The organism is Xenorhabdus japonica, assembly GCF_900115195.1.
Classification (GTDB): domain Bacteria; phylum Pseudomonadota; class Gammaproteobacteria; order Enterobacterales; family Enterobacteriaceae; genus Xenorhabdus; species Xenorhabdus japonica.
The window spans coordinates 33731-56252 of record NZ_FOVO01000013.1; the positions used below are offsets into that span (position 1 = coordinate 33731).

The window sequence follows — 22522 nt, forward strand, 5'->3', positions numbered from 1 at the left end:
ATGAAGTTGACTCCCTTAGTTGGATAAATTATTAAGTTTAATTTTCATGAACTCTTTGATTACCTGAGGGCCATCAGATCCAAGCCCCATGGAATATGCTGCACGCGCGCCAGCGATATCTCCTTTTTTGGTCAGAATATCCCCACGAATATCCTCAACCATCACCTGCCATCCCTTGCCTTTAACCAGCTCCAGCGTTTTCAACGCAGCATCCGTTTTATCTTCCGCCAATTGAACCCGAGCCAAACGAATGTCAGACAATGCTTGCATGTCCTTATCTTTGGCTTTACCAGATGCCACCAGCAAATTTGTCTCTGCCTGAGCCAAATCATTTTGGGTAATAGCCTGTTTTGCCAGTTCCAGATCCGCCATAACACCGTAGATATTATTCGTTTCATTAGCGAATTTTTCTACGGCAACAACGCTTTCTTTCGACCCCGATGCCAATGATTTGTTCAATTTTTCAAATACTGCCGCCGTGCCATGTAATTGGTTTGTTTGATGAGTCTGCCAGTAACGCCAACCAATCAAAGCACCAATGCCTAACACTAAACCAACAGCAAGATATTTACCGTTAGTAGATAAAAAACGCTTTATCGCGTCAACTTGTTCAGTTTCAGTGGTATAGACTTGCACTAGAGTCTCTCCTTAGCCTAACAGCGCGCTCAAACGCGCTGCGACCGTTTGTTGTGACAACGTTTCTTGCTCACCGTTTCGTAAATCTTTCACTGTGACATTGCCAGCTTGAATCTCATCTTCCCCAAGGATCAAGGCAACTTTAGCACCGTGTTTACCCGCACGCGCCAACTGTTTCTTAAAGTTGCCCCCACCATGATTGGTCATCAAACGCAATTCTGGCAGTTGATCACGGATTTTTTCTGCCAATATCAATGCCACTTGCTGGCTGCTTTCACCAAAGGAAGAGAGATAAACATCGGCAACTGTCAGGTCAGCAACAAAATCAGGATTAACTTCCTGCACTAACAGAACCATACGTTCCATGCCCATTGCAAAACCAACTGCTGGAGTTGCCTTGCCGCCCAATTGTTCAACTAAGCCATCGTAACGACCACCAGCACAAACGGTTCCCTGTGCACCCAAAGCCGATGTCACCCATTCAAAAACGGTACGGTTGTAGTAATCAAGGCCACGAACCAGACGCTGGTTGATACGGTATTTGATACCTGCGCTATCAAGTATCTGGCACAGTCCATCAAAATGTTCTTTCGACCCACTATCAAGATAGTTAAACAGCTCTGGTGCATCATTAAGAAGTTGCTGAATTTCAGGATTTTTGGAATCCAATACACGCAGTGGGTTGGTATACATACGGCGCTGGCAATCTTCATCCAGCTTCTCTTTGTGCTGTTCAAGGAAAGCGACCAGTGCTTCACGATAACTTGCACGGGCTTCCAGTGAACCAATGGAGTTCAGTTCAAGTGTAACGTGATCAGCAATACCCAGTTCACGCCACCAGCGTGCTGTCATTAAAATCATTTCAGCGTCAATATCCGGCCCTTGCAGACCAAACACTTCAGCTCCCAGCTGATGGAATTGACGGTAGCGGCCTTTTTGTGGGCGCTCATAACGGAACATAGGCCCGATGTACCATAAGCGTTGTTCCTGATTGTACAGCAGACCATGCTGAATACCGGCACGGACACATCCTGCCGTATTTTCCGGGCGCAGGGTCAGGCTTTCACCATTGCGGTCGTCAAAGGTATACATCTCTTTTTCGACAACATCGGTCACTTCCCCAATAGCACGTTTGAATAACGGGGTCTGCTCTACAATCGGCGTCCGAATTTCGCTAAAACCATAACCTGACAGCACGCGCTTCACCGTAGATTCCACTCGTTGCCAAATGGCTGTTTCAGCAGGAAGGCAATCGTTCATGCCACGAATAGCTGGGATATTTTTTGTCACGTTTTATCTCTTATTAAGATTTATATAATGCCGTCGATTATAAAAGCGAATGTTTATCTTTCAAGTTGCAGCTTGGTTATCTGAAACTCGAAATCCATTGGATTATAGATAAAGGGCATAAGATAAAAGGCATAGCTGGTGCATGATAACATGCGCCAGCATTAAGCATCTTATTCATCAAGCTGATTGACGTTAATCCGGTTGTTAACATCAAGGACAGCTGCCTTCGCTCGGATTTTTGCTTCAAGCTGATCAATCATATTTTTATTATCAAGACGCTCTTTTTGACGAATACCATCTTGGTAAAAGCCGCTTTTTGTTTTCGCTCCCGTTACGCCAATTGTCGAAACTTCTGCCTCCCCGGGACCATTCACGACACAACCAATGATAGAAACATCCATCGGTGTAATTAAATCTTCAAGGCGCTGCTCGAGTGCATTAACCGTACCGATAACGTCAAACTCTTGACGCGAACAAGTTGGGCAAGCAATGAAATTGATGCCCCTTGAACGAATACGCAATGATTTCAGTATATCAAAACCGACTTTAACTTCTTCCACCGGATCTGCGGCCAACGAGATGCGCAGTGTATCACCGATTCCTTCTGACAATAAAATACCAAGACCAATTGAGGATTTCACCGCACCAGCACGAAAACCACCTGCTTCAGTAATGCCGAGATGCAACGGTTGATCAATTTTTTGTGCCAGTAAACGATATGCTCCAACCGCCAAAAAGACATCAGATGCCTTGACGCTCACCTTAAATTGGTCGAAATTCAGGCGATCCAGAATATCAACATGACGCATTGCTGATTCAACCAATGCTTCTGGTGTAGGTTCGCCGTATTTTTCCTGTAGATCTTTTTCCAGCGATCCACCATTGACCCCAATGCGAATTGGAATATTATTGTGGCGGGCACAATCCACAACCTGACGGATACGCTCTTCGTTACCGATATTGCCGGGATTGATGCGCAGACAGTCAACCCCGTATTCCGCGACTTTCAATGCAATGCGGTAATCGAAATGAATATCAGCCACAAGAGGAATATTGACCTGCTGTTTGATGGACTTGAACGCTTCGGCTGCATCCATTGTTGGAACTGAAACACGAACGATATCAACACCAACACGTCCTAACGCCCTAATTTGATTGACTGTCGCCTCAACATCAGTTGTCCGTGTATTCGTCATTGATTGCACCGCAATCGGGGCGCCATCCCCTATGGGCACATTACCGACATAAATACGCGTAGATTTACGTCTTTTTATCGGTGATTCATTATGCATTTTTACATTACTCCCCTACATCCCTGTATTTTGTTTATAAAAATTACAACTATGCTGTGGTGAATAATACACGCTGTGATAAATAATACACACAGGCAAACATGAATTCTTATTCAATGTTTGCCCAAATTTAAGGGGGTTATTTCAGTTGCAGTTTAGCAGTGGCATGTTTCTTCACAAATGAACTTAAATCCACTGGTTTTCCTTGGAACAGAACCTCAACCTCTGCAGGCGCGCCAATCGTCAATGAGTAAAGCGATTTACCGGAAAATTTCAGGCTATTACCTTTCTTTTTGATGCCGCTGAACAGCACCTTGCCTTTGGCATCTATGACTTGCAGCCAGCATTCCCCTTTGAAATTCACAACTAATTCGTTGTTGCCCACCGCACTGATATTATTCACATCAACCGATGATGGACTTACAACAGAATTTTTCTCTTCTGCATTAGTGGCAGAAACCATATTTTCTGATGTTGCATTTGTTGCTGGCTGAGCTAATTGATTTGTTGCCGATTGATTAACAGGCAATGATTCTGCTTTAGGCTTGGAAGATACCGGAATATTGCTGCTTACATTTCCGTTTACTACCGTACCATTTGCTTCTGCTGGTGACGTTTTTCCTTGAGAAGCATTATCTTGAGAAGCATTATGTTGGGAAGCCACCCCGGATTGGCTGTCTTTAGCCGGAGCGGATGCATCATCCCCTTCAGTGCCTGGCGCTGTCGAAGAACCCTTTTCAGAATCTGTTACCTGAGTACTCTTGGTACCAGATTGTTCAGACATTGGAGACTGTGCTGTTTGTTGTGCTTTATAGTCCTGCCACCACCACAAGACTGTCATCCCTAACAACAAAATGATAACAACCCATGTTATCTTCATTAACCAACCATCACGCTTCTTGCGTTTTTTCCCTGCTGAAAAACTTTGCATAGGAGACGTTTTTATAGCCTTGGATGGCATCTGTTTATCCAAAATGCTCAAGATTTCCGACTCAGGTACTTGAACCAATTTCGCATAGGTACGAATATACCCACGCAAAAATGTCGGTGAAATATTTGACGGGATATTATCTTCTTCAATATCACGAACAGTGGACAGTTTAAGACACAAGCGATCTGCCACAGTTTGCTGAGAAAGCTCATGCTTTTCACGAGCCTGACGCAAAATCTGACCTGTTGTCAGATTGGCTTCTTCTGGGTAAGTTTCAGTCTTCATTATTAGCTAGGGACACTGGTACTGTTCTGGGTTTAAAGAATTTACACAAATTAAATTAATAGAACACATCACTTAATTTGTGTAGTGAAATCATCTAACGACTGCATCGAACGTAGAAAATCATCTATCACAGCTATAACGGCTTGTGCTATTTTTCATACTTTCCGTGATCAATTGCTCCGCTTTTTCATACTGCTTTTGTTCACAAAGAAAAATATAGTAGTGACGCACTACAGTATCACTTCTAGCCGTATACTGCATAGCCATTCTATAGTGCTGACTGGCGGTTTCCGGTCGGCCTGCATATTGTTCATGCAGTGCCATACCTAGATGTGCTTCTGAATGAAGAGGCTCCGCCAGCAAGACTTTTTGAAAATGATATTTAGCGGCCGGCAAATTTCGTTCCGACAAATAAGCCCTCCCTAGCTGCAATCGTGTATCTATGGCAACAACCTGATGAGCGCGATGCGTTGCTGGTTCTACACATCCCGTTAACAGGCTAAAACAAACTATAGTCCAATTTATTGATTTCCGTATCATACCATTTTCATTTATAAGATTATGTCAAACTTCGCCAGATTTTTAGCCATTAATCGATATTAAACAGAAAATTAGACTGCTTTTACCTGAATAGGTTCACCTGTCAGACGTTTTTTCAGTGTTCGTTTTGTTCTATCAATCACATCACCGGCAAGCTGCCCACATGCGGCATCAATATCATCTCCCCTCGTTTTACGTACGATGGTTGTAAAACCATATCCCATCAGCACCTTGGAAAAACGATCGATTCGGCTGTTCGAGCTGCGCCCATAAGGTGCGCCTGGGAACGGGTTCCACGGAATCAGGTTGATCTTGCTAGGAGTATCTTTCAGGCATTCCGCCAATTGATGAGCCTGTTCAACGCTGTCATTGACATGATCAAGCATTACATATTCCACCGTAACACGTCCCTGATTCGCATTGGATTTTGTCAGGTAACGACGCACGCTGGTCAGAAACTCTTCAATATTGTATTTGCGGTTAATGGGTACGATTTCGTCACGAATGTCATCAGTAGGTGCATGCAAGGAAATTGCCAGTGCAACATCGATCATGTCACCCAATTTATCCAGTGCTGGAACAACGCCAGAAGTTGACAGTGTCACTCGGCGTTTTGACAGACCAAAACCAAAGTCATCCATCATGATTTCCATTGCTGGCACAACATTGTTCAAATTGAGCAATGGTTCTCCCATTCCCATCATCACCACGTTGGTTATAGGACGGCGACCACTGGATTTCAGTGATCCAATAATCTTGGCGGCACGCCAGACTTGACCTATAATTTCAGAGACTCGCAGGTTGCGGTTAAAGCCCTGCTGAGCGGTAGAACAAAATTTACACTCTAAAGCACACCCCACCTGAGATGAAACACACAGTGTTGCGCGATCATCTTCTGGGATATAAACCGTTTCAACCTGTTGATCACCTACAGTAATCGCCCATTTTATAGTGCCATCAGAGGAGCGTTGCTCTTCTGCAACTTCTGGTGCTTTGATTTCAGCAACTTGTTGCAATTTTGCCCGGAGCACTTTGTTAATATCAGTCATCAGTTCGAAATCGTCATAGCAATAATGGTAAATCCATTTCATGACCTGATCGGCACGAAAGGGTTTTTCTCCCATATCGATAAAGAATTGACGCATTTGTTTACGGTTAAGGTCGAACAAATTGATTTTACCGTTTTTCTTTTCAGGCATGACGGATACAGAGGAGGTTTCAGGTGATACGGTTTCGTTAAGTTGGGACATTTTTACATCGCCTCGTTGTTACACTTTCGGCTCTATGCTGATCTGATTTCAGCACTAAGTTTTCATGCGGTAACTGCCAATTCAATGATCATTCTCTTTTTAGGCCAAATTGCATTCCGCCAAATTGAATGGACATTGAAATAAAATAATAAACGCCCCGCTGAATCAAATCAGTGGGGCGCATCATTGTACAAACTTTACTGTTTATATGCTACTTAGATGCTACATGTAGCTAAGGGCTTTAAAAGCGAGGAAAAACTTCATCATCACTGAAAAAGTAAGCAATCTCGCGGATTGCAGATTCAACAGAGTCTGAACCGTGAACCGCATTTTCAGTAAAGCTGTCTGCATAGTCTGCACGCAGAGTACCTGCCAAGGCATTATCAGGATTAGTGGCGCCCATCAGATCACGGTGACGTTGAACCGCATTCTCACCTTCCAGAACTTGTACCATAATTGAGCCAGAAGTCATGAACTCCACCAGACCATCAAAGAAAGGGCGGCCTTTGTGTTCAGCATAAAAACCTTCCGCCTGCTCGCGAGTCAAATGCAGCATTTTGGCCGCGATGATTTTAAACCCTGCGCTTTCAAAGCGAGCATAGATAGAACCGATAACATCTTTCTTAACTGCGTTGGGTTTAATAATGGAAAAAGTACGTTCAATTGTCATTGGGTAACCTCTTTGGCACTTTCAGCGATGATTTATTGTAATTTTTGCGCCCCAAACAAAATCGGAGGGACAGCTCTACCCTGTATCAGATATCTGACAGGAATAAAAATAGGCGTTGATTATAGGAGGAGACTTTCTGCTTGCCTACAAAAAACACAACATTTTATTAAAACTTTCTTAGCGAAAATTATCATTTTTTAGCATAAATCACATTTTTGCTTGATTACATCCGTCAAGTTAAACTGCTTTACTGATATTTAACCTTAATATTGGATAAAATATCTGCACTGTGTGTTATTTTCTCTTGTCTTATTGATTCTATAAAATAATGCCTACTCAGGCGAATAAATCCTAAATAGGTATTCTGATCAAGATCATTGAATTGGTGTTTTTTGACTGAATATCAATTATAAAACCGTATCTGTGACACATTGAACAAAAGGTTTAACCACATCGGTCATTTCCTTGTTTAACGGTTTATTAGTTTCATCAGAAACTTTAAGGTCCCCCTTTAGTCTCTCATTAGTATCTTTGGTTGTTTTATCCAATGTACCAATAATGCTAATGGTATATTTACGGTCTGTGGGTAATAAATCTGTACATTTTATCAAAGCTCCCTGTTGGGTAAGCTCTTGGTTATGTTTAACACCTGTAACTGATCTATCAGCAAAAGATACAGGAATATAAAATGCACCCAGCAATAGAACATATGAAAAATATTTCACTTTATTTCCTCACTGTTGACATTTAATTAATCTTCCAATTTATTTGGTATAATGATTGAATCACAGACTAATCTTCCTTAAATTCCAATATATCCCCAGGTTGGCAATCCAAATATTGACAAATGGCATTCAGAGTAGAAAATCGAATACCTTTAATTTTCCCTGTTTTCAGCAGAGAAAGATTCTGTTCAGTAATACCAATGGCTAGAGCTAAGTCTTTAGATTTAACCTTACGTTTTGCCATGATCACGTCAAGATTAATAAGAATTGCCACGGTATCTCCTATAAAATACTCTGGTTTTCTTCATATATATCACATGCTTGATAAAGAATACGCGAGATAATAGTCAGACAAACTGAAATGAAAATCGCAACAAAATGGCTGGAAGTTAAACTAAATGAAAAAAAGCGTTCGCCTACTGGCGCAGACATTGTTAACCACAACGTTAAGAGAGGCTCATACAAAATAATACTCCATAAAACCACTCCCCAACCTGCGTATTCTAAATATTTAACCGTACCCTTAGAGAAATAATCACCTTTTCTATAATTGCCGAACAATCGATAAAAAGCCCAAAAACTACCAACTAACGATAATAGTGGGATGGTCGATATCAATATTCCTCCCATTAACTTCCATGCACTAAAAGTGTCCCTATCAAAATGTGATAATATTCTCCCAGTCAGGGCAAACTCCAATCCATATTTTTCCAGAATTAATTTTGGTTCCAGCCAGCTAAGAACATTCGCCACCATCACAGCAATAATAATCAATAACGATAATTTAGACATCACTAAACTAAGTGTCGTCATTCGTGTAAGTTTTGAAGTGTGCATTATGCATATCATCCATTTTCGAATTTGGATCAAATTATAATCAATAATTGCTGTAAAACAATAATTATTTACCGTTAAACATGAAGTAAATTGCATGCATTAACAAAAACATGGCTAACACCATGTTTTTAATGAAATTATTTATGGATAATTTAATGCCGAAAGAAGTTTAATGCCAAAAACAGTGACTGAATCACTTCAACGCAAGCGCCAAGGTTAAAAATAAAAAATAGCGCTATGTTACAGAATATAACCACTATTGATTGACAACAGGAATGGTATTACGTAACCAACTACCTAGTTTACGCTGATAAAAAGGTTGAGTATGCTGAATCAAATAATGGCTAATGCCTTCTTCTTTTTCATCCAGCAGGCAGAAATCGACAGATTCGTCTTCATCAAGATATTCGCAAGCCAATTCACCTGCTTCTTGAATCAAGAAATTAATCTCACTATCTGTCAATGTCGCGCTGAATTCTAATCCAATTAACAAATTGGGTTTTTCATCCACATTTTTATCATGGGCCATGACTAAAAAAGCTCGCCGAACAGATTTATATTGTTTGAATAAATCAATCAGTGACTCAATAAGCTTAGCTGGCTGTTCTTCTGGCTGACTCAGAGTAATACGGCTTCCGCTAGGAACCTTTATTTCGGTAGCGATAGGCCCATTTGATAAACTCATGAAAATCTCCGAACAATGTTGTTTAACTAAATGTTGTTTAAATAAATATTTTTTAAGTTAGTGCTGTTTGAATTGAAGTAAAAACCATTAAAAATTTCAACAATAGCTCCCCATAAGAGGAGCTATTCAGAAAGCTATTTTTAATTTATTTCATTAATTTCATTAATTTCATTATCTTGCTTTTGCCATCAATAAATTAGCAATCGTGCGCACACCATAACCTGTTGCCCCCGCAGACCACTGTTCAACAGATGATTTACGGTAAGTCGCTGAACAATCGATATGTACCCAACCTTTTTTGTAATTTTCTACAAAGTGAGACAAAAACGCTGCTGCTGTGCTTGCTCCTGCCGAATGTGCTGGTGACGCAATATTATTCAGATCAGCAAAGTTGGATGGCAGTTGGCTACGGTGGAACTCCGCCAGTGGTAAACGCCAGAATAATTCATTTTCATTATCTGCCGCCACCATTAAGTCAGATACCAATTGATCATCAAAGCTCAGTACTGAATGGTAATCATTGCCTACTGCCATTTTTGCTGCACCAGTCAGGGTGGCAGCATCAATAATAAGTTGCGCTTTTTCTGCGCTGGCATCAACCAAACCATCAGCCAGAACCAGGCGACCTTCCGCATCCGTGTTCATCACTTCAACCGTTTTACCGTTGCGGTAGTGAATGATATCTCCCAATTTGAAAGCATTACCACTCACCATGTTATCAGCGATGCTCAAAAACAGTTTTACGCGATGTTTCAATCCACGGCTGATTGCCAGAGCCAATGCTCCCGTTAATGTCGCAGAACCACCCATGTCTGATTTCATAGAATCCATGAAATTCGAAGGTTTAATACTGTATCCACCGGAATCAAAAGTAATGCCTTTACCAACCAAGCAGGCAAAAACAGGTGCTTTTGCATCTTTTGTCGGATTGAAATCTAAGGCCAAGAACACAGGATCACGGGAAGAGCCGCGACCGACAGTATGTATCCCGGTATATCCCTGTTCATGCAATTCATTTCCTTTGATGATTTGATAACTAACAACATCTCCCGCTACATCAGTCAGTAAATTAATCGCTCTCTGGGCAAGCTGTTCTGGCCCCAAATCTTCTGCCGGAAGGTTGATGGTATCACGTACCCAATCAATGAATTTGATCCTTCTTTCCAGCTCTTGTTTTTCCGTCGCGGGTAGTTGCGGCCACTCAATTGTGCGCAATCCCTTAGGTGAACGGAAACCCAACCAGAATGCCCAACTTTTTTCCAGATCCCAATCATCACCCACTAAAGCAATATTGCGAATTCCTTGCCCATCAATTTTGCGTCCAGCGCGTTGGATTGCACCCAGCTTTCCTTTGCCTTCCAAATGGATAGTGATTCCCTGCTCGTTTGAACTAATTAATGCTCTTTCACCCCAGCAAGCGCTAGCTGGCTCATAAGACAGTGTTATGGGCATGATTTGCTTTGTCATTTTTTCTCACTTCTTATCTTATTTGTTCACTATGTCACATCGCTCACTGTTTCACAGTGAGGGTTTATTGATATAAAAAAACTGGCGATTGCCAGTTTTCCATTAAATTCAAACTATGCCAAGCCATTGAGTAAGGATCGGTGAGCTTGCGCTATTTTTTCTTGGGCAAATTTCGCACTACTCGTATTCATCCAACCATACTAGCAAAATAGCTTCCAATATTTTTTCATTGGATTTCTGTGGATCATCATCAAAACCATCCAGTTCACAAATCCATTCATGCATATCGGTGAAACGCACTGTTTTAGGATCTAAATCAGGAAATTTATCATACAATGCTTCGCCGATATCACGACAGTCAGACCATTTCATGTTCCGTTCTCCTGTCAGTGTTCACGCGCATGGTTAATGGTGTATTTAGGGATTTCAACAACTAAATCCTCATCAGTAACTTTGGTCTGGCAGCTCAATCGGCTTTCCGGCTCCAGCCCCCATGCCTTATCCAACATGTCATCTTCCAGTTCAGAGCTTTCTTCCAATGAATCAAAGCCTTCTCTGATAATACAGTGGCAAGTGGTACACGCACAGGACTTTTCACAAGCATGTTCAATTTCAATGCCATTGCGTAATGCAACATCCAAAATTGACTCGCCTTCCTTAGCGTCCAATACTGCTCCTTTAGGGCAAAGTTCGTTATGAGGTAAAAATACAATTTTAGGCATAATTAAATCTCATCCACAGAATGACCCGCCAAAGCCCGGCGGATTGATGTGTCCATACGGCGTGCTGCAAATTCCTGCGTTTGTTTGTCCAATTGTTTAATTGCACTTTCAATCGCATCAGGAGATATCCCCTGAACACTTTCAATTAATACTTGTGCAGCAGCATCAATGGCCGTTTGTTCTTCTTGAGTCAGTAAATCCGCATCTTTTTCCAATGCACTGGTTAAACTTTCCAGCACCCGAGCCGCTTCGACTTTCTGTTCAGCCAATTTACGTGCCTGGATATCTTCCTGTGCATTAGTCATGGAATCTTTGAGCATGTGAGCGATTTCTTGATCCGACAAACCATAGGAAGGTTTCACCTGAATAAAGGCTTCAACTCCCGTGGATTTTTCCAGTGCGCTAACACTCAACAGACCATCCGCATCAACCTGAAAGGTTACACGAATGTGTGCTCCACCAGCCGGCAATGGCGGAATACCACGCAGTGTGAAACGCGCCAGTGAACGGCAATCATTGACCAATTCCCTCTCGCCTTGCACCACATGAATGCTCATCGCGCTTTGACCATCTTTGAACGTGGTAAATTCTTGCGCTTTTGCAACGGGAATAGTGGTATTACGTGGAATGACTTTTTCCACCAGCCCTCCCATTGTCTCCAAACCAAGTGACAACGGGATAACATCAAGTAACAGCATTTCGCTGTCTGGTTTGTTGCCTACCAGAATATCAGCCTGAATTGCAGCGCCAACAGCGACAACTTTGTCTGGATCGATAGAAGTCAGCGGCTCACGGCCAAAAAATTCGCCTACCATAGTGCGCACCAACGGAACTCGCGTTGAACCGCCAACCATGACGACCTGCAAAACTTCATCAGTTGTTACGCCCGCATCTTTCAGTGCCCGACGGCAAGAGAGTAATGTGCGTTTGACCAAAGAAGTAATCAATTCATTAAATTCGGAGCGGGTAATACTGCCTTGCCAGTCAGCAATACTGATTGCTGCCCGATCTGCCTCACTCAAGGCAATTTTGGCTTGAGTGGCAATGTCCAGCAACTGACGCTGCAATTTGTGGTCGTTATCGCTGATTCCAGCCTGATCACGTATCCAATTTGCCAGCAGCGAATCAAAGTCATCTCCACCGAGGGCGGTATCTCCCCCTGTTGCCAGTACTTCAAACACTCCCCGGCTAAGGCGGAGAATGGAGACATCGAATGTTCCGCCACCAAGATCGTAAACGGCGATCACACCTTCCTGACCGGAGTCAAGGCCATAGGCAACGGCGGCCGCAGTAGGTTCATTCAAGAGGCGGAGAACATGCAAGCCAGCTAAGCGAGCAGCATCTTTAGTTCCCTGACGCTGTGCGTCGTCGAAATAAGCAGGAACTGTGATCACGACACCATCAAGTTTACCATCCAAGGTTTCTTCTGCCCGTTGTGTCAACGATTTCAATATTTCAGAAGAAACCTGAATAGGATCTACTAACCCCGCTACAGTATTGATCAATGGCAAACCATTTTCACTTGCCTGAAGCTGATATGGCAGGTTGGGATAACGTTTTTGAATGTCCGCCAGAGAGCGTCCCATCATACGCTTGACTGAGCTGACAGTATTAACAGGATCAGATGCAGCTTGCTGACGCGCCTGCCAACCGACTTGAATGTCTTCTTGACGATATTGTACAACAGAGGGAAGCAAGTGACGGTTATCACCGTCTGCCAATGTTTCAGCCTGACCGCTACGGACAGTCGCAACCAAAGAGTGAGTCGTACCAAGATCAATCCCCGCAGCCAGCCGACGCTGGTGCGGTGCGGCAGATAAACTAGGTTCGCTGATTTGTAATAAAGCCATGTATACCCCTATAAATCTATATCAGCCGAAATCTATTCAACTGAGAGCTATTCAACTGAAATCTATTCAGCCAAAAGTTATTCTGAACAATATGATTCAGCTAAAAAGTCTGCTAAAAATCATCCAATAACCGCTCTTCCAGTTGTTCAACCTGCTGCTGTAATTTATCCAGAAAGCGTAATTTACGGACTGTATCGGCTGCTATTGACCATTCGGCAGCATTTAGTTGCTGTTCCATCTGCTCACTACGCGTTTTAATCATTTTATTCAAGTGAGATGAAAAACCGTTCAATGCTGTTTCTGGATCTACGCTATGTTCAATGGCATCAAGCTCTTCACGTAATTCCAACTGCTGCATCAGGAAGGCCGTATCCTGCATCGTATTCTGTTCGTTGGATATATCGAACCCCTGCTGAGATAGCATGTATTCAGCACGTTTCAAGGGATGTTTTAGCGTCTGATAACCGTCATTGATAGTAGCGGCTTGTTGAAGTGCCAGCGTTTTTTCACGTTCTGGCTGGTTGGCAAAACGATCAGGATGAAACTGGCGTTGCAATTCCTGATAGCGGGTCGCCAACTGTTCACGATCAATCGCATAACGTGTGGGCAGCCCAAATAAAGTAAAATAGTCCATAAGTTACTCTTGTTTTGCAAATACAATTAGTTTCGCAAAATGCAGGGTCAAAAAATGGGGTTAAACGTGGAAACTTTCCCCACAACCGCATTCGCTGGAAACATTGGGGTTGTTGAATTTAAAGCCTTCATTCAGACCTTCTTTAACAAAATCCAACTCAGTACCATCAAGGTAAAGGATGCTTTTACCGTCAATGATGACTTTCACGCCCTTATCTTCAAAAATTTGATCTTCTTCATTAATTGCATCAGCAAATTCAAGTACATATGCCATACCAGAGCAGCCGGATGTTCTCACTCCCAAACGCAACCCTACACCTTTTCCTCGATTGTCAAGAAAGGCCAAAATGCGTTGAGCTGCACTTTCTGTCAGGGAAATTGACATACAACACCTCACTTTAAAACTAGTAAAGGTGGATATTGCTGCAATATCCACCAGAATTATTTTCTTTTTGCGAATTCTTTCTTTATGAAAAGCGTTATTTGGCTTGGCGCTTGCTCTTGTAATCAGCAATAGCAGCTTTGATAGCATCTTCTGCCAAAATAGAGCAATGGATTTTCACTGGTGGCAATTCCAATTCATCAGCAATCTGAGTATTTTTAATCTTCTCAGCCTGTTCCAATGATTTACCTTTCATCCATTCTGTTACCAAAGAACTGGATGCAATTGCAGAACCACAACCATAGGTTTTAAAACGCGCGTCTTCGATGATACCTTCATCGTTGACTTTTATTTGCAGTCGCATAACGTCACCACAAGCGGGTGCGCCTACCATTCCACTACCCACTGAAGGATCTTCGCTGTCGAATGAACCAACATTACGTGGGTTTTCATAGTGATCAATTACTTTGTCGCTGTAAGCCATGTCGTTACTCCTGAAACCGTCTGATTAATGATGAGACCATTCGATGGTGCTGAGATCCACACCCTGTTTGAACATTTCCCACAATGGAGAAAGATCGCGCAGGTGACCAATCGCGTTATAAATCAACTTGATTGTATAGTCTATTTCTTCTTCTGTGGTAAAACGCCCCAAAGAGAAACGAATAGAACTGTGTGCCAGTTCATCATTCATGCCCAGTGCACGCAGGACATAAGAAGGCTCCAGACTCGCTGAAGTACATGCTGAGCCGGAAGATACCGCCAAATCTTTCAATGACATCATCAATGATTCACCTTCAACATAGTTGAAGCTGACATTCAAAATGTGTGGCGCACCTAGTTCCAAATCACCATTCAGGTAAACTTCTTCAATATCTTTAATGCCGTTCCACAAACGCAGACGCAAACCATGCAGACGTTCTGCCTCTGATTCCAGCTCTTCTTTTGCAATACGGTAAGCTTCACCCATGCCAACAATCTGATGAACAGGCAATGTACCTGAACGCATGCCGCGCTCATGACCGCCACCATGCTGTTGTGCTTCAATACGCACACGCGGTTTACGGCGAACATACAACGCACCAATTCCCATCGGCCCATAAAGTTTATGAGCAGAAAAAGACATTAGATCAACTTTCAGCTTGCTGATGTCAATCGGCAATTTACCAACACTTTGAGTTGCGTCAACATGGAAAATAATGCCACGACTACGGCACATTTCACCAATGGTCATGATGTCCTGAACAATACCGATTTCGTTGTTAACGTGCATGATGGAAACCAGGATTGTATCTTCGCGCATGGTTGCTTTCAGCTCTTTCAGATCCATCATACCATTGCTCATCGGTGCCAGATAAGTGATCTCAAAGCCTTCGCGCTCCAGCTGGCGGCAAGTATCTAAAACCGCTTTGTGTTCAGTTTTGCTGGTGATGATGTGCTTGCCTTTCTTCTGATAAAACTTTGCAGCACCTTTAATTGCAAGATTATCTGATTCTGTTGCACCTGAAGTAAACACGATTTCACGCGGGTCTGCTCCAATTAAATCAGCAATTTGATTACGCGCAATATCAACCGCTTCTTCAGCTTGCCAACCAAAACGATGTGAACGGGAAGCCGGATTACCGAAGATCCCGTCAATAGTCAAATAGTTCATCATCTTTTCAGCAACACGTGGATCGACTGGTGTTGTTGCTGAATAGTCCAAATAAATGGGTAATTTCATTGCTCACATGCTCCGTAAGACACTTTTAATACTTTCATTGCCACACAAGTATTTGTATTTGCCGCAAGGTTACGCTCGCAGGTTAACGTTAATCATCTCTTGAGACCTACCGTTGGTACGGCGCTTATCGCTGTCTTGACGATCAGCAACATTTAATACTTCTTGGTTATTCACTAATTCTTCTAAACTGATGCTACTCAGAAAACTCGTGATGCGCTCACTGAGGTCACGCCACAAGGCATGAGTCAAACACCGATCGCCACCTTGACAGCCTTCCCTGCCCTGACAACGAGTGGCATCAACGGATTCATCAACAGCTGAAATCACTTCGGCAACGAAAATTTTACCGGTTTCTCTGCCCAATAAATAACCGCCACCTGGACCACGGACGCTAGAAACCAGACCATTTTTACGCAGGCGGGAAAACAACTGCTCAAGATAGGAAAGGGAAATTCCCTGACGTTCAGAAATGTCGGCTAATGGCACCGGCCCTTCTTGTGAATGCAACGCCACATCCAGCATGGCTGTTACTGCATAACGTCCTTTTGATGTCAGTCTCATAACAAAAACTCCGTGGTAAAATATGGGTAAAATTGTGGCATTCCTGACTATTTTAGTCAACTATTTAACCAAGTAATTTACTCAACTATTATTTGGCTACCTTTCACTTTTCTCACCTATCTACTCGGCTTTCCGATATTTTTTAACCGCATCAGTTTATTTTTTATCCCATTTTTCCATAGAAGTCAGTATACCACGCAGGATATTCAGTTCTTGGGTTTCTGGTCGCGCACGGGTATAAAGACGTCTTAATTTATTCATTATCTGACCCGGATGTGCTTTGCGGATAAAGCCAGATTCATGCAATACCTGCTCAAGATGCTGATAAAAACGCTCCATATCTTCGACAGGCGGATACTCTGCCCCGTGCTCTGGAGACGTTGCTTCTTCTGGCTGTTCTTGAGCCGCAAGATTCGCCATACGAATTTCATAGCTAACCAATTGAACAGCCATAGCCAAATTCAACGAACCGTATTCTGGGTTGGTTGGAATATAAAGGTGATAATTACACTTCTGTAGCTCTTCGTTAGTTAAGCCTACACGTTCACGACCAAAGACAATGGCAACCGGAGAGTGACTGGCAGTTTTGACGCAACGCTCGCCACATTCACGTGGTTCAACCATTGGCCAAGAGAGGGTTCGGGAACGGGCACTGGTTCCAATGACCAACTCACACCCAGCCAATGCCTCATCCAACGTATTCACGATCGTTGCATTGCCGATAACATCACTTGCACCGGCTGAAAGTGCGATAGAATGAGAATCAGGTTGGACAAGAGGATTCACCAGATATAGATTGGTCAATCCCATCGTTTTCATGGCCCTAGCGGTTGATCCCATGTTACCTGTATGGGAGGTTTCTACCAGAATAATGCGGATATTCTCTAACATGACGGCTTTTAAATTCAGTATAAGAGCCGAATATCTTAACACAGCATTAGTCATTTTGACGAACTACTGCTATAATGCGCGCCGATTTGTTTCTCGTTCTTTAAAATTCTGGTGGAAGATACCCCATGCATCCGATGTTAAACATCGCTATACGCGCTGCGCGTAAAGCCGGCAACTACATTGCCAAAAGCTACGAAACTCCTGATGCCATTGAAGCAAGCCAAAAGGGCAGTAACGATTTCGTCACCAATGTTGATCGTGAAGCAGAAAAGCTGATCATTGACATCATCCGCAAATCTTACCCTAAGCATACGATTATCACCGAAGAAAGTGGTGAGCACTTAGGAGAAGAAGACGATTTCCAATGGGTTATCGATCCACTGGATGGCACCACCAACTTTATTAAACGTCTTCCCCATTTTTCTGTTTCGATTGCCGTGCGTATTAAAGGCCGCACTGAAGTGTCCGTTGTTTACGATCCAATGCGCAATGAACTGTTCACCGCAACTCGTGGTCAAGGCGCTCAATTAAACGGCTACCGTCTGCGTGGTGCCAATGCCCGTGATCTGAATGGAACTATCCTTGCAACTGGTTTCCCATTCAAAGCTAAGCAGCACTCCATTCCTTATATGAATGTGCTGAGTAAATTATTTGAACGCTGTGCGGATTTTCGCCGCACTGGCTCTGCGGCACTGGATATGGCGTATGTTGCTGCGGGACGCGTAGATGGCTTCTTCGAAATTGGCCTGAAACCGTGGGACTTTATGGGTGGTGAACTGCTTGTACGTGAATCAGGTTGCATCATCACTGATTTCGTTGGCGGACACAACTACATCAACTCCGGTAATATCGTTGCGGGCAGCCCACGTATCGTTAAAGACATTCTGTCTGAAATGCGTGAAGAATTGACGGAAGCATTGAAACGTTAATTATTAAATAAATATAATTTGAGCAATGTTATTTTCAGGGCACCTAATTTGGTGCCCGTTTTCTTATTTTCGCTTTTAATCAGTGTGAAGTGCATGAGCTTCAACTTTTGGTCTCAGAAACAGGGCTGGCAACGCAACCAACGCCATAACCCAAAATATGCCACTTCCTATATGCTCATACATGAAACCAGCAATTATACTCATGACGGCAATACCGCCTCCCATGGCTAAAGCAGAGTAAGTTGCCTGCAACCGAATAATTTCGTTTTCTTTTCTGGCACCAATAAAGCGCATTGCTGCCAAATGGCAAACAGTAAAAGTGCCACAATGCAGGATTTGAATAATAATCAATACTGGTAATTCGGTTGATATTCCCATTAATCCCCAACGAATAACACCACAAATTCCTGATAACAGCAGCAAATTACGTGCACTCCAACGGCGAAATAGCTGTTTGCTGAAAGTAAATATTACAACTTCCGCCACAACTCCCAATGACCAGAGATAACCAATGGTTGATGAGGAATAACCTGCCTGCTCCCAGTAAATGGAGCCAAAACTGTAGTATCCCGCATGGGCAGCCTGCAATAAAGTTACGCATACTAAAAACTGCCACACTAATTTTTCGGATAAGAGTTCTTTAAAAGAAACAGTATTCGTATTTGTAGCCTTAATTTTTCCTATCGGCATGACAGAAGGTTTCAACATCATTCCCAATAGCATGGCTGTGATACTGAATAACAAAAAAGCAAGAATAATACGATGTGTTCCAAATAATTCACTGCCAATCCAGTTAATTAAACTGTCAAGAGATATGTTCCAACCAAAATCCAAACGACTGACTGAGAAATTTATTCCATCGGCAGACATTAATATACCCGTTAACGAAGAGCTAATAATAAATGCAACCGATCCCCAAACTCTTACCTTGCCATAATCAAATGTAAATTGTTTTTGCCATGTTCCTGCCAAAGCATCTGATAAAGGGACTAATGGTGAGAAAAATAAGTTGAAACCTACCATGACAAAGAAAAGCCATGCCCAGTGACTACCAAATACAAAGCCAGTGGCAAAAAGTAATGCCAACAATGAGAGGAAACGCAGTGCTTTAATTAATTTAGAAGGATCTTTTACTGTAGGAGAGATAACCAGACTACCGATAAAACGGGCAACCATTCCAATACCTAGCAGCATTCCTATCATTGAAGCTTCAATACCTTCACCTTTCAACCAGACAGACCAAAAAGGCAAAAATATTCCAAAAGAGAAAAAATAGGTGAAATAACCTAGCCCTAGCCAAAATGTTGATGGAACAACCATCCAAATGCCCCTATTTTTTAATGCAAAAAACCCGCTCAAAACTAATGTTATGAGTCGGGCTTAGTACTAAACTACATTTTATTTTAAATTATGCGTAAACCGGATATTTTGCGCAGATATTCAATACTTTTTGCTTAACACTTTCAATGGTCGCTTCATCATTGATGTTATCCAGTACATCACACATCCAGCCTGCCAGTTCGCGAGTTTCAGCTTCCTTAAAGCCACGACGGGTAATTGCAGGCGTTCCGATACGAATACCTGAAGTGACAAATGGACTACGCGGATCGTTAGGCACGCTGTTTTTGTTAACAGTGATATTGGCACGCCCCAACGCTGCATCAGCATCTTTACCCGTAATGTCTTTATCCACCAGATCCAGCAAGAACAAATGGTTTTCGGTTTCTCCGGAAACAACTTTGTAACCACGTTGCAGGAATACTTCTACCATCTCTTTCGCATTCTTAGCAACTTGATGTTGGTAAACCTTAAATTCAGGCTCCATCGCTTCTTTCAATGCAACTGCCTTACCAGCAATAACATGCATCAATGGGCCGCCCTGAGAACCAGGGAAAACAGAGGAATTCAGTTTCTTGTAAAACTCTTCATCGCCACCTTTCGCCAGAATCAGGCCTCCGCGTGGGCCAGCCAGCGTTTTATGCGTTGTGGTTGTTACAACATGCGCATGAGGAACTGGGTTTGGATAAACACCAGCAGCAACCAGACCAGCCACGTGAGCCATGTCAACGAATAGGTAAGCACCAATTTCATCGGCAATTTCACGCATCTTCGCCCAATCAACAATACCAGAATAAGCAGAGAAGCCACCGATGATCATTTTAGGCTGATGTTTTTGTGCCTGAGTACGAATATCTTCGTAGTCGATTTTGCCTGCTTCATCAATACCATAAGGAACGATGTTATAAAGCTTACCGGAGAAGTTAACTGGAGAGCCGTGAGTCAGGTGGCCACCGTGCGCCAGATTCATCCCTAAAACAGTATCGCCGGGCTTCAGCAATGTCATATACACCGCAGCATTTGCCTGAGAACCAGAGTGCGGCTGGACATTAGCATAATCTGCACCAAACAGCTCTTTTGCGCGGTCAATCGCCAGTTGTTCAACTACATCGACATATTCACAGCCACCGTAGTAACGTTTACCCGGATAGCCTTCCGCATACTTGTTAGTGAGCTGAGATCCTTGAGCCTGCATAACTCTTGGACTAGTGTAGTTTTCAGAAGCAATCAATTCAATGTGTTCTTCTTGACGACAAACCTCCTGTTCCATCGCTTGCCACAGTTCGGGATCGTAATTCGCAATATTCATTTCACGCTTTAACATTTGGTTCTCCTGACTCAGCTACATCTCTAAAAAATACCCCTGAGGGCCAGAATGTCACACAGTGTAAACTCTTTTTATCGAATGAGATAGTCTTGACAAAACAAATTACGCAAACGTTTGCATGGCGTATTAATAGCCCATTGGAAGCTGAACAACCTAGTATTGAGCCAATGATTTCAGATTTATCAATGATATTTGTGATATTGATCGAGATTTACAGTGATATAAATTCTAATTTTTTGATTTAAATCAATATGATTATCTTTTTTCAAATTGACATGTTCCCAAACCCTATAAGTTGCATTTAAAATGCAATTTATAGACTTCGGCATCATTTGAGAAAAATTTAGGAGATCCCCATGCTAGACAGTCAGGTCATCGCAACCATAAAATCCACCATTCCATTAATTGTTTCTACAGGCCCTAAGCTAACTGCACATTTTTATGAACGCATGTTCAAGCATAATCCTGAATTAAAAGATATTTTTAATATGAGCCACCAGATCAATGGTGATCAACGTGAAGCTCTTTTCAATGCCCTTTGTGCATATGCTGCCAATATCGATAATCTGTCAGCACTATTACCCGCTGTAGAAAAAATCGCCCATAAACATGCCAGCCTCAACATTCAACCTGAGCATTATCAAATTGTAGGTACTCACCTTTTGGCGACACTTGATGAAATGTTTCATCCCGGTGACGAAATTCTCGATGCTTGGGGAAAAGCCTACAACGTATTGGCTGGCGTATTTATTAATCGAGAAGAGGAAATTTATCAAAGCGGTGAGTCCTTGGAAGGCGGTTGGCGTGATATACGTCAGTTCCGTGTTAGCCGGAAACAATCACAAAGTGAAGTCATCACTAGCTTTGAGTTTGTCCCTGTTGATGGTGGCAAAGTGATGGATTACAAACCAGGGCAATATTTGGGAGTCTATATAGAAGATTCAGCATTTGAAAACCGTGAAATCCGCCAATATTCACTGACCGCCGCACCAAACGGAATCAGTTATCAAATTGCCATTAAACGTGAATCTCAAGGCAAGGTTTCAAATCACATGCATGATAATGTACAGGAAGGGGATATCGTAATGTTGGCAGCGCCACGCGGTGATTTTTTCCTTGACGTGCAAACTGACACGCCAGTGACACTGATTTCTGCTGGGGTTGGTCTGACTCCAATGATGAGTATGCTGCAATATCTGCATAACCAACATCATACTGGCTCAGTAAATTGGTTCCACGCAGCAGAACATGGTGGTTACCACGCTTTCGCCAATAAAGTAAGCGAGATGTCTGAATCCATGCCTAATTTGTATTCACAAGTTTGGTATCGTGAACCAAGAGATTCCGATCAGAAAGACATTCATTATCAACACATTGGGCTTATGGATCTATCTCTCGTGAAAGACGCAATAATGGTGGAAGGGATGCAATTCTATTTCTGTGGCCCCGTAGCTTTCATGCAACATATCGCCAAGCAATTGTTGGCAATGGGCATTAATGAACAATATATCCATTATGAATGTTTTGGCCCACATAAAGTGATGTAATAAAGATTACT

At 42.6% G+C, this 22522-nt stretch carries 25 protein-coding genes; 2 read left to right on the forward strand and 23 right to left on the reverse strand.

Features of this window, described 5'->3' with window-relative positions:
• Positions 1 to 15: 15 nt before the first annotated feature.
• The 21 genes from BM135_RS07045 to trmJ all read right to left on the reverse strand — a co-directional run bounded on the left by BM135_RS07045 (position 16) and on the right by trmJ (position 17370).
• Entirely contained in the window at positions 16 to 636 is a 621-nt protein-coding gene (locus tag BM135_RS07045) for a YfgM family protein (protein WP_092519071.1), read from the reverse strand.
• A gap of 12 nt (positions 637 to 648) precedes the next feature.
• Positions 649 to 1926 (reverse strand): histidine--tRNA ligase, encoded by a 1278-nt coding sequence (gene hisS, locus BM135_RS07050; protein ID WP_092519072.1) that lies wholly within the window; start codon positions 1924 to 1926, stop codon positions 649 to 651.
• 170 nt (positions 1927 to 2096) lie between these two features.
• A complete protein-coding gene (ispG, locus tag BM135_RS07055; RefSeq protein ID WP_092519073.1) occupies positions 2097 to 3218 on the reverse strand; it encodes a flavodoxin-dependent (E)-4-hydroxy-3-methylbut-2-enyl-diphosphate synthase in 1122 nt (373 codons plus the stop codon).
• A gap of 139 nt (positions 3219 to 3357) precedes the next feature.
• Positions 3358 to 4434 carry a cytoskeleton protein RodZ gene (rodZ, locus tag BM135_RS07060; protein ID WP_092519074.1) on the reverse strand — a complete coding sequence of 359 codons (1077 nt, stop codon included), beginning with the start codon at positions 4432 to 4434 and terminating at the stop codon, positions 3358 to 3360.
• Between the two features lie 120 nt (positions 4435 to 4554).
• Positions 4555 to 4845, reverse strand: a complete 291-nt coding sequence (locus BM135_RS07065; RefSeq protein WP_245737315.1) for a hypothetical protein — start codon at positions 4843 to 4845, stop codon at positions 4555 to 4557.
• Positions 4846 to 5045: 200 nt separating this feature from the next.
• Positions 5046 to 6173: a dual-specificity RNA methyltransferase RlmN gene (gene rlmN, locus BM135_RS07070; RefSeq protein ID WP_479688437.1), complete on the reverse strand. Its 1128-nt coding sequence runs from the start codon at positions 6171 to 6173 to the stop codon at positions 5046 to 5048.
• A gap of 292 nt (positions 6174 to 6465) precedes the next feature.
• Positions 6466 to 6894 carry a nucleoside-diphosphate kinase gene (ndk, locus tag BM135_RS07075; protein ID WP_092519077.1) on the reverse strand — a complete coding sequence of 143 codons (429 nt, stop codon included), beginning with the start codon at positions 6892 to 6894 and terminating at the stop codon, positions 6466 to 6468.
• Positions 6895 to 7301: 407 nt separating this feature from the next.
• Positions 7302 to 7619, reverse strand: a complete 318-nt coding sequence (locus BM135_RS17325) for a hypothetical protein (protein ID WP_245737316.1) — start codon at positions 7617 to 7619, stop codon at positions 7302 to 7304.
• Between the two features lie 67 nt (positions 7620 to 7686).
• Complete coding sequence (locus BM135_RS07085; protein ID WP_086109981.1) at positions 7687 to 7893, reverse strand: helix-turn-helix domain-containing protein; 207 nt, start codon at positions 7891 to 7893, stop codon at positions 7687 to 7689.
• An 8-nt stretch (positions 7894 to 7901) separates the two neighbouring features.
• Positions 7902 to 8456, reverse strand: coding sequence for a DUF2975 domain-containing protein (locus BM135_RS07090; protein ID WP_175486008.1), 555 nt, complete (start codon positions 8454 to 8456; stop codon positions 7902 to 7904).
• 256 nt (positions 8457 to 8712) lie between these two features.
• Positions 8713 to 9141, reverse strand: a complete 429-nt coding sequence (locus BM135_RS07095; RefSeq protein ID WP_092519079.1) for an enhanced serine sensitivity protein SseB C-terminal domain-containing protein — start codon at positions 9139 to 9141, stop codon at positions 8713 to 8715.
• 171 nt (positions 9142 to 9312) lie between these two features.
• Positions 9313 to 10608: an aminopeptidase PepB gene (gene pepB / locus BM135_RS07100; RefSeq protein WP_092519080.1), complete on the reverse strand. Its 1296-nt coding sequence runs from the start codon at positions 10606 to 10608 to the stop codon at positions 9313 to 9315.
• A gap of 177 nt (positions 10609 to 10785) precedes the next feature.
• A complete protein-coding gene (gene iscX / locus BM135_RS07105; RefSeq protein ID WP_092519081.1) occupies positions 10786 to 10980 on the reverse strand; it encodes a Fe-S cluster assembly protein IscX in 195 nt (64 codons plus the stop codon).
• A 14-nt stretch (positions 10981 to 10994) separates the two neighbouring features.
• Positions 10995 to 11330: an ISC system 2Fe-2S type ferredoxin gene (gene fdx, locus BM135_RS07110; protein WP_092519082.1), complete on the reverse strand. Its 336-nt coding sequence runs from the start codon at positions 11328 to 11330 to the stop codon at positions 10995 to 10997.
• 2 nt (positions 11331 to 11332) lie between these two features.
• Positions 11333 to 13180, reverse strand: coding sequence for a Fe-S protein assembly chaperone HscA (gene hscA / locus BM135_RS07115; RefSeq protein ID WP_092519083.1), 1848 nt, complete (start codon positions 13178 to 13180; stop codon positions 11333 to 11335).
• A 112-nt stretch (positions 13181 to 13292) separates the two neighbouring features.
• Positions 13293 to 13814, reverse strand: a complete 522-nt coding sequence (gene hscB, locus BM135_RS07120; protein ID WP_092519084.1) for a co-chaperone HscB — start codon at positions 13812 to 13814, stop codon at positions 13293 to 13295.
• Positions 13815 to 13874: 60 nt separating this feature from the next.
• On the reverse strand, positions 13875 to 14198 hold the full coding sequence (gene iscA, locus BM135_RS07125) for an iron-sulfur cluster assembly protein IscA (protein WP_092519085.1): 324 nt from the start codon (positions 14196 to 14198) through the stop codon (positions 13875 to 13877).
• Between the two features lie 94 nt (positions 14199 to 14292).
• Positions 14293 to 14679 carry a Fe-S cluster assembly scaffold IscU gene (iscU, locus tag BM135_RS07130; RefSeq protein WP_092519086.1) on the reverse strand — a complete coding sequence of 129 codons (387 nt, stop codon included), beginning with the start codon at positions 14677 to 14679 and terminating at the stop codon, positions 14293 to 14295.
• 24 nt (positions 14680 to 14703) lie between these two features.
• Positions 14704 to 15918, reverse strand: a complete 1215-nt coding sequence (locus BM135_RS07135) for an IscS subfamily cysteine desulfurase (RefSeq protein ID WP_092519087.1) — start codon at positions 15916 to 15918, stop codon at positions 14704 to 14706.
• Positions 15919 to 15987: 69 nt separating this feature from the next.
• Complete coding sequence (gene iscR / locus BM135_RS07140) at positions 15988 to 16479, reverse strand: Fe-S cluster assembly transcriptional regulator IscR (RefSeq protein ID WP_092519088.1); 492 nt, start codon at positions 16477 to 16479, stop codon at positions 15988 to 15990.
• 156 nt (positions 16480 to 16635) lie between these two features.
• Positions 16636 to 17370, reverse strand: coding sequence for a tRNA (cytosine(32)/uridine(32)-2'-O)-methyltransferase TrmJ (trmJ, locus tag BM135_RS07145; RefSeq protein WP_092519089.1), 735 nt, complete (start codon positions 17368 to 17370; stop codon positions 16636 to 16638).
• Between the two features lie 125 nt (positions 17371 to 17495).
• On the opposite strand from trmJ, the gene suhB reads away from it, so the two are divergent.
• Positions 17496 to 18299: an inositol-1-monophosphatase gene (suhB, locus tag BM135_RS07150; RefSeq protein ID WP_092519090.1), complete on the forward strand. Its 804-nt coding sequence runs from the start codon at positions 17496 to 17498 to the stop codon at positions 18297 to 18299.
• Between the two features lie 75 nt (positions 18300 to 18374).
• On the opposite strand, the gene BM135_RS07155 is transcribed toward suhB, so the two are convergent.
• Complete coding sequence (locus tag BM135_RS07155) at positions 18375 to 19619, reverse strand: 3-phenylpropionate MFS transporter (protein ID WP_092519091.1); 1245 nt, start codon at positions 19617 to 19619, stop codon at positions 18375 to 18377.
• Positions 19620 to 19707: 88 nt separating this feature from the next.
• A complete protein-coding gene (glyA, locus tag BM135_RS07160) occupies positions 19708 to 20961 on the reverse strand; it encodes a serine hydroxymethyltransferase (RefSeq protein WP_092519092.1) in 1254 nt (417 codons plus the stop codon).
• Between the two features lie 359 nt (positions 20962 to 21320).
• Here glyA and hmpA point away from each other — a divergent pair, with 359 nt between their 5' ends.
• Complete coding sequence (hmpA, locus tag BM135_RS07165) at positions 21321 to 22511, forward strand: NO-inducible flavohemoprotein (RefSeq protein WP_092519093.1); 1191 nt, start codon at positions 21321 to 21323, stop codon at positions 22509 to 22511.
• Positions 22512 to 22522: the final 11 nt, after the last annotated feature.

What these genes read in the sequence shown, in the direction of transcription:
- ispG (WP_092519073.1), bottom strand. Translation starts at nt 3,218, where the DNA reads ATGCATAATGAATCACCGATAAAAAGACGTAAATCTACGCGTATTTAT.
- rodZ (WP_092519074.1), bottom strand. Translation starts at nt 4,434, where the DNA reads ATGAAGACTGAAACTTACCCAGAAGAAGCCAATCTGACAACAGGTCAG.
- rlmN (WP_479688437.1), bottom strand. Translation starts at nt 6,173, where the DNA reads ATGCCTGAAAAGAAAAACGGTAAAATCAATTTGTTCGACCTTAACCGT.
- ndk (WP_092519077.1), bottom strand. Translation starts at nt 6,894, where the DNA reads ATGACAATTGAACGTACTTTTTCCATTATTAAACCCAACGCAGTTAAG.
- BM135_RS07090 (WP_175486008.1), bottom strand. Translation starts at nt 8,456, where the DNA reads ATGCACACTTCAAAACTTACACGAATGACGACACTTAGTTTAGTGATG.
- BM135_RS07095 (WP_092519079.1), bottom strand. Translation starts at nt 9,141, where the DNA reads ATGAGTTTATCAAATGGGCCTATCGCTACCGAAATAAAGGTTCCTAGC.
- pepB (WP_092519080.1), bottom strand. Translation starts at nt 10,608, where the DNA reads ATGACAAAGCAAATCATGCCCATAACACTGTCTTATGAGCCAGCTAGC.
- iscX (WP_092519081.1), bottom strand. Translation starts at nt 10,980, where the DNA reads ATGAAATGGTCTGACTGTCGTGATATCGGCGAAGCATTGTATGATAAA.
- fdx (WP_092519082.1), bottom strand. Translation starts at nt 11,330, where the DNA reads ATGCCTAAAATTGTATTTTTACCTCATAACGAACTTTGCCCTAAAGGA.
- hscA (WP_092519083.1), bottom strand. Translation starts at nt 13,180, where the DNA reads ATGGCTTTATTACAAATCAGCGAACCTAGTTTATCTGCCGCACCGCAC.
- hscB (WP_092519084.1), bottom strand. Translation starts at nt 13,814, where the DNA reads ATGGACTATTTTACTTTATTTGGGCTGCCCACACGTTATGCGATTGAT.
- iscA (WP_092519085.1), bottom strand. Translation starts at nt 14,198, where the DNA reads ATGTCAATTTCCCTGACAGAAAGTGCAGCTCAACGCATTTTGGCCTTT.
- iscU (WP_092519086.1), bottom strand. Translation starts at nt 14,679, where the DNA reads ATGGCTTACAGCGACAAAGTAATTGATCACTATGAAAACCCACGTAAT.
- BM135_RS07135 (WP_092519087.1), bottom strand. Translation starts at nt 15,918, where the DNA reads ATGAAATTACCCATTTATTTGGACTATTCAGCAACAACACCAGTCGAT.
- iscR (WP_092519088.1), bottom strand. Translation starts at nt 16,479, where the DNA reads ATGAGACTGACATCAAAAGGACGTTATGCAGTAACAGCCATGCTGGAT.
- trmJ (WP_092519089.1), bottom strand. Translation starts at nt 17,370, where the DNA reads ATGTTAGAGAATATCCGCATTATTCTGGTAGAAACCTCCCATACAGGT.
- suhB (WP_092519090.1), top strand. Translation starts at nt 17,496, where the DNA reads ATGCATCCGATGTTAAACATCGCTATACGCGCTGCGCGTAAAGCCGGC.
- BM135_RS07155 (WP_092519091.1), bottom strand. Translation starts at nt 19,619, where the DNA reads ATGGTTGTTCCATCAACATTTTGGCTAGGGCTAGGTTATTTCACCTAT.
- glyA (WP_092519092.1), bottom strand. Translation starts at nt 20,961, where the DNA reads ATGTTAAAGCGTGAAATGAATATTGCGAATTACGATCCCGAACTGTGG.
- hmpA (WP_092519093.1), top strand. Translation starts at nt 21,321, where the DNA reads ATGCTAGACAGTCAGGTCATCGCAACCATAAAATCCACCATTCCATTA.